Here is a 13302-nt window from a genome sequence, read left to right as displayed (position 1 = left end):
TTAAACATAAATAAGAGTAGTTTTTTCTATAAGGAATAGAAGTGAACCGTTTCCCTTTGTGATATAATAGAAAAAAAGAGAATTGAAAAAGAGGTTTGATATGACTAAATTATATGGAAGTCTTGAAGCTGGTGGAACAAAGTTTGTTTGTGCTGTAGGTGACGAAAATAATAACGTCATTGAAAAGACACAGTTTCCGACAACAACCCCAATTGAAACCCTTGATAAATGTATTGAGTTTTTCTCTAAATTTGAAAGTCTTGCTGGTTTAGCCATTGGTTCATTTGGACCGATTGATATTGATAAGAATTCAAAGACCTATGGTTTTATTACAACAACTCCCAAACCACATTGGGCAAATGTAGATGTGGTGGGAGCTTTCCGTCGATCCTTGAATGTACCGATTTACTTCACCACTGATGTGAATAGCTCAGCTTATGGTGAGGTCGTGGCTCGTAATAATGCGGGTGGTCGTATTGAGAACTTAGTTTACTACACAATTGGTACAGGGATTGGTGCAGGTGTCATCCAGCGTGGTGAATTCATTGGTGGAGTGGGACATCCTGAGATGGGCCATTATTATGTTGCCAAACACCCGATGGATGTTGAAAAAGAATTTAATGGTGTGTGTCCATTCCACAGAGGCTGTTTAGAAGGTCTTGCGGCTGGCCCAAGCTTGGAAGCTCGTACCGGTATTCGTGGGGAAAATATTGAACTGAATAGCTCTGTATGGGATATCCAAGCCTACTATATTGCCCAAGCTGCTGTCAATGCAACTGTAACCTTCCGCCCAGATGTGATTGTATTTGGTGGAGGAGTGATGGCACAACAACACATGTTGGATCGCGTTCGTGAAAAATTCACCGTCTTATTGAACGGCTATTTACCAGTGCCAGATGTTCGGGACTATATCGTAACACCAGCAGTAGCAGGAAATGGTTCAGCGACCTTGGGTAACTTTGTCTTAGCAAAACAAGTCAGCAAAAAAGACTAATAAGTTAAGGTTGAAATAACATAAAGCATCAAAATGCTAGGGGGAGGGAGTTCTTCGTCGGGAAGATGGATGAATGACCTTCTCTTTTTTAGCAAGAGAGGAGAAATGATGGAAAAAGCCATTATGAAGGATCCCTTCTTTTTGAGTCAAGTGTCTGAAGAAGCGACAAAAGAGGATTTGTATTTGGCGCAAGATTTACAAGATACCCTACGAGCTCACCAGGAAGCCTGTGTTGGCATGGCTGCTAATATGATTGGTGTACGTAAGCGGGTGATCATCATCCAACTAGGTTTGATGCCCTTGGTTCTCTTTAATCCTGTTCTAGTTAAGAAAGAAGGGATTTATGAGACAGAAGAAGGCTGTCTTTCTTTGCCAGGAAGTCGAAAGACAAGTCGCTTTGAAAAGATTCAAGTTTCCTACCGTGATACCAATTGGAAACCTCAGCTCATATGCTTAGAAGGTTTTGTGGCCCAGATTTGCCAGCATGAGCTCGATCACCTGGAAGGGATTTTGATCTAGATGAGCTGTTGCTTGTTAAATGACTGATTGAAGAGAAAATCCTTATGAAAAAAGAATGTTTGTTCTATGAACGGGTTAGACCATTTTTTGTGACCCATCCCTATTATCTTTCTTTATTAAAGTGGACCAATAGGCTCGTCACCTTGTTGATGCCTCTCCTTTATTTCTATGTTCTTTGGGCAGCCTATCTAAAGACTACCAAGACTTGGATTGTGCTTGCTTATCTTTTGGTACCAGCAACTGGTTTTATTGTATTAAGTGTCATTCGAAAACGAATGGATTGGCCGCGTCCCTATGAGCTTGGGACTTTCCCTCCGTTACTGAATCGAGAGGGGAAGGGAAGTTCCATGCCAAGTCGGCACGTCTTTTCTGCGGCGATCATTTCTACAGTAGCCTGGGGAGTGCATCCTCTTCTATCGGTCCTTGGTCTGTCCTTGGCTCTTCTATTGGCGGGGGTTCGTGTTCTGGCTGGAGTCCATTTTGTTCGTGATGTTGTGGTTGGTTTTTTATCTGCTATTCTTTGGGGGTTCTTTTGGTTTTATCCCTTGGGGCTTTTTTAAGAATAAGGTCAGGAAGAAGGATGAGGTGAACTATAAAAGAGGCTGGGACCAAAGTCCTAGCCTCTCAATTGTCTTTGGATAGTCGAGCAAGACGCAGTGGTTGAGTGGGCTCTACTTCGCTGATTGCATCAGCTTTTATAGCCCTACTCAACTGTGCGGAGGTGGGACGACGAAATCGAATTCTAACGAATGACCGATTTCTGTCCCACTCTCTATTTTTGTATCGTTATTTCATCTAGATGGAATTTTTGGAAAAACCGTTCGCGTTCTTCTATAATAGCAGGACTTGGGTTTTTGAGGGAAGTTAATAAATCAACCAAGTCAGGTGTGACTTCTCGAATCAGCTCCCCCAGAGACCAAATGGCTGTTGCAATATGAATCTGGTTTTGCGAAGTTTCGATAATTTCTAGAAGTTTAGGGATGGCAGACCGGTCGTTCGCATTGGCCAAGGCAATGATGGCATTTCGCTGAAGGATATTTTTCCCCCGCCAACTACCAGCGACCATTCCGAATTTTTCTTTGAATTGACCATTGGATAGCTCGATAAAGGGGATTAATTCTGGGTGAGCTAGTTCAGGGTCAATGTCAGTAGCTAGTGGGTTATCCAGACCACGATTGTAGGGACAACAGATTTGACAGATATCACAGCCGTAGATGACCGTTTTAATCTTTTTACGGAATTCCATATCCATCATCCCCTTGTCTTGGGTCTGAAAGGACAGACAACGTCGGGCATTCATGGTGCCATCTCCAATTAAGCAAGATGTCGGGCAGGCTTCTACACAGCGGTTACAATCTCCACAACCATAGTCGACTGCTTGGTCGGGTTCAATTTCTAGGTTGGTGATAAGCTCCCCTAAAAACATATAAGAACCATATTCTTTTGAGATGACGAGGCCATTCTTGCCGATAAATCCAATGCCAGCCCGTTGAGCAACGGCAGTATCCACCAAGGCTCCGGTATCCACCATGCCCTTGTATTCGAAGTTAGCCGTCAATTCTTCAATCCCTTTAGCCAGGCGGTCCAACTTATCCTGTAGGACATAGTGGTAATCTATGCCCCAACTGTTGGGAGTAAATTTTCCGCGTTTATAGGCTGTCTTCTGAGGTTGTTGTTTTAACTTGTGAGGATATGCAACGGCAATGGAAATAATTGTTTTAGCAGAAGCTAAACTTAAGCGTGGCTGGATTCGTTCTTCGATATTTTTGTGCTCAAACCCTGAATTTCGGCCTTCCTCTACAGCTAGGCGGAGGGATTTTTCTAAATAGGAAAAATCATCTGCGGTGGTAAAACCGATTTTTGAAATACCGATGGAGTGAGCCAATTCGATAATGGATTCTTTGAGATTCATATACCTATTATAGCGAAAAGCCGGTAAAAATGCGAAAAACGTGCAAAAAATTAAAAAGGGGATGAAGGGATTGGTAGAGCTTTCAAAAACGAATGAAATTTTGTATAATAAGGTATTGAATACAAGGATATATGGAGGCAGGTATGTCACAACCGTTATTTTTACAATCCGTCATGCAGGAAAAAATTTGGGGTGGAACTAGATTACGAGATGAGTTTGGCTATGAAATCCCGAGCGATCATGTTGGTGAATACTGGGCTATTTCGGCCCATCCCCATGGTGTTTCAGTTGTTAAAAATGGGCCTTATGCTGGAATAGGCTTGGATCAACTTTATGCAGAGCATCGTGAATTATTTGGAGATCGAACAGAACCGGTCTTTCCTTTATTGACAAAGATTCTGGATGCCAATGACTGGCTCAGTGTTCAGGTTCATCCAGATGATGCCTATGGAATGGAGCATGAAGGAGAACTTGGGAAAACCGAATGCTGGTATATTATTGCTGCGGATGAAGGGGCGGAGATTATCTATGGTCACCACGCCCAGTCCAAGGAAGAATTACGTCGAATGATCGAAGCCAAAGAATGGGATGATCTTTTAGCACGGGTTCCTGTGAAAGCGGGAGATTTCTTCTATGTTCCAAGTGGAACCATGCATGCCATTGGTTCGGGTATCTTGATTTTGGAAACCCAGCAATCAAGCGACACGACGTATCGAGTTTACGACTTTGATCGCAAAGATGATCAAGGGAATTTACGTGAATTGCACATTGAACAGTCTATTGATGTACTGAACTTAGGTGCTCCGGCAAATAGCCGACCAGTTGAGGAAAAAGTTGACCACTTGTCATCGACTTTGTTAGTGGCCAATGACTTCTTTGGTGTTCACAAATGGGTCATCAATGGGGAAGTTCGATTTGAAAAGACCCATGATTATAGTTTGGTGAGCGTTCTCTCAGGGCAAGGAAGTCTTCAGGTAGATAGGGTAGATTATCCGATTGGAAAAGGAGAACATTTTATCTTAACGAGTGATATCCAGAATTGGACCTTATCAGGAGAAGAGATGGAATTAATTGTCAGTCATCCATAAACGTAGATAGAAGGTTGAGTCGTCAAGTACTTAACCTTTTGTTGTTTTAAGGATTTTTCTAATAGATGAGCAAAAGGTGAAATGGATAAGGGAAAAAAGAGGGGGAAACCATCTTCTAATCAATGGAATTTCTTGATGGATAAGCTACAGTGTGCTATAATAAAAATAACGTTTAAAATTTAAGAAATTTGAAAAGTAAGGATACTAATGGCTAATTTATTAAAAACAATTATCGAAAATGATAAAGGTGAATTAAGACGATTGGAAAAGATGGCAGACAAGGTCTTCTCCTATGAAGATCAAATGGCTGCCTTGTCAGATGATGAACTGAAGGCGAAAACAGAAGAGTTCAAACAACGCTACCAAGATGGTGAATCATTGGATGATCTCCTCTATGAAGCTTTCGCAGTAGTTCGTGAAGGTGCTAAGCGTGTCTTGGGCTTGTTCCCTTATAAAGTACAGGTCATGGGGGGGATTGTTCTTCACCATGGTGACGTTCCAGAAATGCGTACAGGGGAAGGGAAAACCTTGACTGCGACCATGCCGGTGTATTTGAATGCCCTATCTGGTAAAGGGGTTCACGTTGTTACGGTCAATGAATACCTGACAGAACGTGATGCGACAGAGATGGGTGAATTGTACTCATGGCTTGGTTTGTCAGTTGGGATCAACCTGGCTGCAAAATCACCTTCTGAAAAACAAGAAGCTTATGCTTGTGATATCACCTATTCAACCAATGCGGAAATCGGTTTCGACTACTTGCGTGATAACATGGTTGTTCGTGCCGAAAATATGGTACAACGTCCTTTGAACTATGCCTTGGTCGATGAGGTAGACTCGATCTTGATTGATGAAGCCCGTACTCCATTGATTGTTTCAGGTCAGACTTCTACAGAAACTAGCCAACTCTATCACATGGCGGATGCCTTTGTGAAATCTTTGGAAGAAGAAGACTATATCATTGATGTTCCTTCAAAAACGATTGGTTTGTCAGATTCTGGGATTGATAAGGCTGAAAGCTACTTTAAGCTTGAAAACTTGTATGACATCGAAAATGTTGCTTTAACGCATTACATTGACAATGCCCTCCGTGCCAACTATATCATGATTTTGGACATCGACTATGTGGTCAGTGAGGATCAAGAAATCTTGATCGTCGACCAATTTACAGGTCGGACCATGGAAGGACGTCGTTATTCAGACGGCTTGCACCAAGCGATTGAGGCTAAAGAAGGTGTACCAGTCCAAGAAGAAACCAAAACATCAGCTTCTATTACTTACCAAAACCTCTTCCGGATGTACAAAAAACTTTCAGGGATGACAGGTACTGGTAAGACAGAAGAAGAAGAATTCCGTGAAATTTACAACATTCGCGTCATTCCAATTCCAACAAACCGTCCGATTGCTCGTATTGACCATCCAGATCTTCTTTACCCAAGCTTGAAATCGAAGTTTAAGGCTGTAGTAGAAGATGTAAAAGCACGTTACGAAAAAGGGCAACCAGTCTTGGTGGGTACCGTTGCCGTTGAAACCAGTGACTATTTATCTCGTCTCTTGGTCGAAGCAGGAGTTCCCCACGAAGTTTTGAATGCGAAAAACCACTACAAAGAAGCTCAAATCATCATGAATGCGGGTCAACGTGGTGCCGTTACCATCGCGACCAACATGGCCGGACGTGGTACCGATATCAAGCTCGGTGAAGGGGTTCGTGAATTGGGCGGACTATGTGTCATTGGTACAGAGCGTCATGAAAGCCGTCGTATTGATAACCAGTTGCGTGGACGTTCCGGACGTCAAGGGGACCCGGGTGAATCTCAATTCTACCTTTCTCTTGAAGATGAGTTGATGCGTCGTTTCGGTTCAGAGCGCATCAAAGCCTTGCTAGACCGCTTCAAACTAAGCGAAGAAGAATCTGTCATCCGATCCAACATGTTTACACGTCAAGTTGAAGCAGCCCAAAAACGAGTGGAAGGGAACAACTATGACACTCGTAAGCAAGTCCTTCAGTATGATGACGTCATGCGGGAGCAACGCGAGATTATCTACTCTCAACGCTATGATGTGATTACAGCGGATCGTGATTTGGCTCCAGAAATCAAGGCCATGATCAAACGAACCATTAAACGGATCGTTGAAGGGGCAAGCCACTCAAGCAAGGAAGAACGTACGGAAGCTATCTTGAACTTTGCCAAATACAATTTGGTCCCTGAAGATACCATTTCAGAGAGCGATATTGAAGGCAAATCGGATAAAGATGTGATTGATTACTTGTTCCAACGAGCTGAAGAGGTTTATGAAAACCAAGTAGCGAAATTACGCGATGAAGAAGCAGTTAGAGAATTCCAAAAAGTCTTGATCCTTCGTGTTGTGGATAGTAAATGGACAGATCACATCGATGCCTTAGACCAATTGCGTAATGCTGTCGGTCTCCGTGGCTATGCGCAAAATAATCCAGTGGTTGAATACCAATCTGAAGGATTCCGTATGTTCAACGATATGATTGGTTCTATTGAGTTTGATGTGACTCGTCTCATGATGAAAGCTCAAATTCACGAACAAGAGCGCCCACGTACAGAACATAGTATTTCAACGACAGCGACTCGTAATATTGCTGCTCAAAAAACTGATTTACCAGAAGATCTTGATTTGAGCCAAATCAAACGTAACGACATTTGTCCATGTGGATCTGGTAAGAAATTTAAAAACTGCCACGGTAAAAAACTCTAATCGTATGAAAGGATCTGCCTATGTCTTTTACAGCTACTAGCCCAATCATTGATGAAACAGCAGTAACTTCTCTTTATCGCTTAGAAGGTGAACAGTTGGCTCGCAAAGAAGCGCGTGACCGTGAACTAGCCTCTATTTTAAAGGGAGAAGACAAGCGCATCTTGCTTGTGATGGGACCATGTTCATCAGATAATGAGGAAGCAGTGATGGAGTATGCTCGTCGCCTTGCAACCCTTCAAGAAGAAGTCAAAGATCGGGTCTTCATTGTGATGCGGGTCTATACTGCCAAGCCTCGGACCAATGGAGATGGCTATAAAGGCTTGATGCATCAGCCGGATACTGCTTCAGAACCAAGTTTTGTAGCTGGTTTAAAGGCAGTTCGTCGCCTGCATCATCGAGTGATTACCGAAACCGGATTGACAACAGCAGACGAACTTTTGTATCCAGAGACATACCCATTTGTTGAAGATTTACTTTCCTATGTTGCTATTGGGGCCCGTTCTGTAGAAGATCAAGGTCATCGATTTGTAGCAAGTGGAATTTCAGTCCCAACTGGATTGAAAAATCCGACATCTGGAAATTTGTCTGTCATGTTTAATGCGATTTATGCCGCACAGCATGGGCATCATTTCTTCTATAATGGTCGTTCTGTGGAGACAAGTGGAAATCCATTCGGACACGCTATTCTGCGTGGAGCTTTAGACGCGAATGGGAAAAACATTCCAAACTACCACTATGAAGATTTGCTAGAAGCTGCTCATCGTTACCAAGCCTTGGGCTTGCAACATCCATTTATCTTGGTTGATACCAATCATGATAATTCTGGGAAAAAATTTGCTGAGCAGATTCGCATTGTCAGAGAGACCCTTAGTAATCGAAGCTGGAATCCAATTATCCATGATGTGGTTCGTGGATTTATGATTGAATCTTATCTAGAGGACGGTCGTCAAGATCAACCAGAAATATTTGGTCAATCAATCACGGACCCATGCTTGGGTTGGGAAAAGACAGAAAGCTTAGTACGAGAAATATATCAGTATGTAGCTGAATAAGAGGAGAGGGCTGGAGAAAACATTCTCAGCCCTTTCCTTCTTAAATGGAGTTGCGGATAGAGAATTATCAAAGAGGAATAGATATGATTGTTGGACATGGGATAGATATCGAATCGATCCAATCCATTGAAGAAGCCTACCAGAGACATCCCAGATTTGCTTCCAAGGTATTGACAGAGACAGAACGAGAACGATTCGATCAATTATCCGGGAAACGGAAAATGGAATACCTGGCCGGACGATGGTCTGCAAAAGAAGCCTTTTCCAAGGCTTGGGGAACAGGAATTGGACCAGTAGGATTTCAGGATCTGGAAATTCTAACCAATCAAAAAGGAGCTCCCTATTTTTCTAAAGCCCCTTTTAGTGGAAAGATATGGGTTTCGATTAGTCACTCAGGCGATTTAGTTTCGACCAGTGTCATTTTGGAGGAAAGAAATGAAAGCTAGTATACATAGACCAACGCGAGCATATGTGGATGTGGAGGCTATTGCCTATAATGTTCGACAAATACAGGACCATATTCCGAAAGAGACCTTGACCTTTGCGGTTGTCAAGGCCGATGCATACGGCCATGGGGTTCAGCCAGTGGTAGAACGCTTATTGCCAATGGTAGATGCTTTTTGTGTCTCCAACCTAGACGAAGCCATAGAAGTACGCCAAGTAGCTGGTGAAAAGCCGATTTTAATTTTGGGAGTTGCTCCAATAGATTTCATAGAGATTGCCATCAAAGAAGGAATTCGTTATACAGTGGCTAGTCTCGAGTGGTTGAAATCTTTATTAGCTAAAAAGTCTGATTTGACTGGTTTGAAGCTTCATATTAAAGTGGATTCAGGAATGGGACGAATTGGTTTCCGTTCAGCAGAAGACTTGAAAGAGGCTATGATCTTATTAAGAAACCATGGGGCAGAAGTGGAAGGGATCTTTACCCATTTTGCAACAGCTGACGAGAAAGATGACCGTCATTTCCAAGGACAATTGCAACGATTTAAGACCCTGTTGGAGCTTTTGCCCTATACTCCAGAAATCGTTCACGCCAGCAATTCAGCAACGACTTTATGGCATGCTGATACCATTTTTAATGCTGTCCGACTGGGCGATGTCATGTATGGCCTCAATCCAAGTGGAAGAGAGTTAGAACTACCTTACAATATTCGTCCTGCTTTAAGTTTGGAAACAGAATTGGTGCATGTCAAGCCACTAGAGGTGGGGCAGACAGTTGGCTATGGAGCGACCTATCAGACTACTGAGGAAGAGTGGATTGGGACGATTCCGATTGGGTATGCAGATGGCTGGACTAGAGATATGCAAGGTTTTCATGTCCTTATTGATGGTCAATTCTGTCCAGTTGTCGGTCGCGTATCCATGGACCAAATCACCATTCGCCTACCCAAGGCCTATCCGATTGGGACCAAGGTGGTATTGATTGGAACAGATGGTGATCTAGCTATCACGGCAACGGATGTAGCAGTCTATAGAGGCACGATCAACTATGAGGTGGTTTGTGTCTTGAGCGATCGCGTACCAAGAGTTTATCGTCCAACAAAGGAAGTCAGTGGGAAGTAAGCTGTTTAAGTTTTCCTAGCTTCCTTTCATAAAAAGTTCGAGATGAAAGAGGTTGATGACGGAGGTCCCAGCCTCCTTTCTTATCTAGGAGGAATGAATGAACTTACACCAACCACTCTCTGTCTTACCAGGAATTGGACCAAAATCAGCAGAGAAATACAAAAAATTGGGTATCGAAACGGTTGAAGATCTCTTGCTCTACTTTCCATTTCGATATGAAGATTTTAAATCAAAAAATGTTTTGGACTTGGAAGATGGAGAAAAAGCGGTCGTTTCTGGTCTTGTTGCTACTCCAGCCAATGTTCAATATTACGGCTACAAACGCAACCGTCTTCGCTTCACCATTAAACAAGGGGAGCTGGTGTTAGCAGTTAGTTTCTTTAACCAGCCCTATCTAGCGGACAAGATTGAACTGGGGCAAACGGTGACTGTCTTTGGTAAATGGGACAAGGCCAAGGGAGCCTTGACAGGGATGAAGCTACTCGCGCAAGTCGAAGATGACCTTCAACCGGTCTATCGCTTAGCTCAAGGGGTGAGTCAGTCTGCTCTAGTGAAGGTTATCAAAACAGCTTTTGAAGCAGGCTTGGACCAACTATTAGAAGAAAATTTACCCCAAGTCCTAATGGACAAGTACCAGTTGCTTTCTCGCAGGCAGGCGGTCAGGGCTATGCATTTTCCCAAGGACCTTGAGGAATACAAGCAGGCCCTGAGACGAGTGAAATTTGAAGAACTGCTCTTTTTCCAATTGCAACTGCAGGTCTTGAAGGAAGAAAATCGTTCCGTCGGACAGGGAATCGTGCTAGACTGGGATGAGACGAAGCTAAGAGCTCTTCAAGCCAGTCTTCCCTTTGCTTTGACAGAGGCCCAGGAGAGAAGTCTGAAGGAAATTCTTACAGATATGCGTTCTCCTTACCATATGAATCGTCTCTTGCAAGGGGATGTTGGAAGTGGAAAAACCGTCGTAGCTGGACTAGCCATGTATGCTGCTGTGACGGCTGGCAAGCAAGCGGCCTTGATGGTACCAACTGAAATTTTGGCCGAGCAACATTTACAAAGTTTGACTTCTCTTTTTCCTAATCTTAGAATCCTTCTTTTGACAGGAAGTTTAAAAGCTGCGGAGAGACGAGAGCGATTGGCTTCGATTGAAGCAGGGGAAGTGGACCTTATTGTGGGAACCCATGCCTTGATTCAGGAGGGAGTTCATTTCCATGATTTAGGCTTGGTCATTATTGATGAGCAGCACCGTTTTGGTGTAGCCCAAAGACGGATCCTGCGTGAAAAGGGCCAAAATCCTGATGTCTTGATGATGACAGCAACCCCAATCCCTCGGACCTTGGCGATCACTGCTTTTGGTGATATGGATGTTTCGATTATCGACCAAATGCCAGCTGGTCGAAAAGACATCATCACCCGATGGGTCAAGCACCAACAGTTAAACTTGGTTTTGGATTGGTTGGTTAAAGAAATTCAAAAAGGTTCCCAAGCCTATGTTATTTCTCCCTTGATTGAAGAATCTGAAGCACTGGACCTCAAAAATGCTATCGCCTTAGAGGAAGAATTGATTGCCTACTTCGGAGATCGTGCCCGTATTGCCCTCCTCCATGGCAAGATGAAGGGGGAAGAAAAAGAGGCCATTATGCAGGCCTTTAAGCAGGGAGAAATAGACTTGCTAGTTTCTACAACCGTTATCGAAGTCGGGGTCAATGTTCCCAATGCAACTGTCATGATTATCATGGATGCAGACCGCTTTGGCTTGAGCCAATTGCACCAGCTGAGAGGTCGGGTAGGACGTGGTGATAAGCAGTCTTACGCAGTCTTAGTTGCCAATCCCAAAACAGAATCAGGCAAGCGTCGGATGAAAATCATGACTGAAACAACCAATGGGTTTGTCTTGGCAGAAGAAGATCTCAAGCTACGGGGCTCTGGGGAAATCTTTGGAACGCGTCAATCAGGCATACCAGAATTTCAAGTGGCCAACCTCATTGAAGATTATCCGATCTTAGAGGAAGCGCGAAAGGTAGCTGTTCAGGTGGTGACAACTCCTAATTGGCGGGAACACCCAGACTGGCACTGTCTGTCTCTACATTTGGAACAGAAAGAACACCTGGATTAAGAAGTGATAAAAGAGAGTGGGACAGAAATCGGTCATCCGTTAGAATTCGATTTCGTCGTCCCGCCTCCGCACAGTTGAGTAGGGCTATAAAAGCTGATGAAATCAACGTAGTAGAGGCCACTCAACCACTGCGTCTTGCTCGACAATCCAAAGACAATTGAGAGGCTAGGACTTTTGTCCCAGCCTCTTTATCTTATTTTAAGTTTGTGGGCCTATAATCCTAAAAAACAGAAAAGAGGTCCTAGCTATGCGAACCATGTTAAAATTCATTTTGTCCGTCATTATCTCAGTTCATCAAAGCTATTTTTAAATTCAAAGGCGGATGGATTAACCATCACGCCTTCTATCCTTATTTTACCCTTCCATATAGTCTCTTAATTCTTCATCTTTTAAGCCAGCATTGATGGCAATCAGGAGTTTTAACCGAGCTTTAGCGGCATTGAGCTCTTTCACAAAGAAGATACCGTGATCGTGAAGTTGAACTCCGCCCCCGTCGTAAGCATAGACGGGTTCTGCAATCCCGTTAAAACAACGGGAAACCAAGGCAATGGGAAGACCGGCTTCCTGAAATTCAAATAGTTTCTCAGCTACTTCCTTAGGAAGATTTCCTGCTCCAAAGGCTTCAATAATCAAACCATCCATTTGATGGACATCTAGTAGATCAAGGAGTTCTGTTTTCATGCCAGCATAGGCGGAAATAATGGGGACGACTCCCTTGATTTCTTGCAAATCAAAACGCACACGGGGTTCAGCTGTTTTGAAGAAAAGAACTTCTTTTTTCATAACCAATCCTAGAGGACCATGTGTTGGGGTCTGGAAGGTGCTGACATTGGTTGTATGTGTTTTGGTCACGTACTTGGCTGCATGGACTTCATCATTCATCACGACCAAGACACCCTTGTCTTGTGATTTGGAATCTGCCGCAACTCGGATGGCCGTCAGATAGTTATAGACACCGTCACTTCCTAATTCGTTGGAGCTTCTCATGGCTCCTGTCAGGACTACAGAAATAGTTGGCAAGTCCATGGTATCTAAGAAGTAGGCTGTTTCTTCGAGAGTATCGGTACCATGGGTGATGACAATACCATCATACTGGTAAGCCTCTTTCTGAATCTTATGATAGAGTTGCAACATGTGCTGAGGAGTTACATGAGGGCTTGGTAAATTTAAAAAATCTTCTGAAGTGAGCTCAATCCCAGCTAGTGACAAATCAATATGGTTCATGGGGTTGGCTGAATTGGTCACGACAGCTCCTGTGGCATCAGCCTGCATGGAGATGGTCCCTCCTGTATGAAGGGCCAAAATTTTCTTAATCATGTGTGTCTCCTTGAAAT

At 43.5% G+C, this 13302-nt stretch carries 11 protein-coding genes; 9 read left to right on the top strand and 2 right to left on the bottom strand.

Going from position 1 to position 13302, the window contains the following annotated elements; translation table 11 throughout:
• Window positions 1-100 precede the first annotated feature (100 nt).
• From scrK to DW738_RS05870, 3 genes are all read left to right on the top strand, one after another.
• Window positions 101-994: a fructokinase ScrK gene (gene scrK / locus DW738_RS05880; RefSeq protein ID WP_117744633.1), complete on the top strand. Its 894-nt coding sequence runs from the start codon at window positions 101-103 to the stop codon at window positions 992-994.
• Between the two features lie 108 nt (window positions 995-1102).
• Window positions 1103-1513: a peptide deformylase gene (locus tag DW738_RS05875; protein WP_123160579.1), complete on the top strand. Its 411-nt coding sequence runs from the start codon at window positions 1103-1105 to the stop codon at window positions 1511-1513.
• 44 nt (window positions 1514-1557) lie between these two features.
• Window positions 1558-2073 carry a phosphatase PAP2 family protein gene (locus tag DW738_RS05870; RefSeq protein WP_117744631.1) on the top strand — a complete coding sequence of 172 codons (516 nt, stop codon included), beginning with the start codon at window positions 1558-1560 and terminating at the stop codon, window positions 2071-2073.
• Window positions 2074-2285: 212 nt separating this feature from the next.
• On the opposite strand, the gene queG is transcribed toward DW738_RS05870, so the two are convergent.
• Window positions 2286-3425 carry a tRNA epoxyqueuosine(34) reductase QueG gene (gene queG / locus DW738_RS05860; protein WP_120701664.1) on the bottom strand — a complete coding sequence of 380 codons (1140 nt, stop codon included), beginning with the start codon at window positions 3423-3425 and terminating at the stop codon, window positions 2286-2288.
• Between the two features lie 143 nt (window positions 3426-3568).
• On the opposite strand from queG, the gene manA reads away from it, so the two are divergent.
• The 6 genes from manA (at window position 3569) to recG (ending at window position 11968) form a co-directional block, all read left to right on the top strand.
• On the top strand, window positions 3569-4513 hold the full coding sequence (gene manA / locus DW738_RS05855; RefSeq protein WP_123159519.1) for a mannose-6-phosphate isomerase, class I: 945 nt from the start codon (window positions 3569-3571) through the stop codon (window positions 4511-4513).
• Between the two features lie 207 nt (window positions 4514-4720).
• On the top strand, window positions 4721-7240 hold the full coding sequence (secA, locus tag DW738_RS05850; protein ID WP_023024235.1) for a preprotein translocase subunit SecA: 2520 nt from the start codon (window positions 4721-4723) through the stop codon (window positions 7238-7240).
• 20 nt (window positions 7241-7260) lie between these two features.
• Window positions 7261-8292, top strand: a complete 1032-nt coding sequence (locus DW738_RS05845) for a 3-deoxy-7-phosphoheptulonate synthase (RefSeq protein ID WP_123160578.1) — start codon at window positions 7261-7263, stop codon at window positions 8290-8292.
• Window positions 8293-8375: 83 nt separating this feature from the next.
• Window positions 8376-8738 carry a holo-ACP synthase gene (gene acpS, locus DW738_RS05840; RefSeq protein WP_023024231.1) on the top strand — a complete coding sequence of 121 codons (363 nt, stop codon included), beginning with the start codon at window positions 8376-8378 and terminating at the stop codon, window positions 8736-8738.
• The gene (gene alr / locus DW738_RS05835) at window positions 8728-9855 is read left to right on the top strand and encodes an alanine racemase (protein WP_120701667.1); all 1128 of its coding nucleotides are present in this window, start codon (window positions 8728-8730) and stop codon (window positions 9853-9855) included. Before acpS ends, alr begins: the two co-directional genes overlap by 11 nt.
• A gap of 97 nt (window positions 9856-9952) precedes the next feature.
• Window positions 9953-11968 carry an ATP-dependent DNA helicase RecG gene (gene recG / locus DW738_RS05830; protein ID WP_123160577.1) on the top strand — a complete coding sequence of 672 codons (2016 nt, stop codon included), beginning with the start codon at window positions 9953-9955 and terminating at the stop codon, window positions 11966-11968.
• A 354-nt stretch (window positions 11969-12322) separates the two neighbouring features.
• Here the strand turns inward: recG and DW738_RS05820 are convergent, their stop codons facing one another.
• Window positions 12323-13285, bottom strand: coding sequence for an asparaginase (locus DW738_RS05820; protein ID WP_023024226.1), 963 nt, complete (start codon window positions 13283-13285; stop codon window positions 12323-12325).
• Window positions 13286-13302 lie beyond the last annotated feature (17 nt).

Source organism: Streptococcus sp. AM28-20 (assembly GCF_003603595.1).
GTDB lineage: Bacteria > Bacillota > Bacilli > Lactobacillales > Streptococcaceae > Streptococcus > Streptococcus ilei.
The sequence above is the reverse complement of the archived record's forward strand: the minus strand, read 5'-3'. Positions and strand labels throughout refer to the sequence as shown.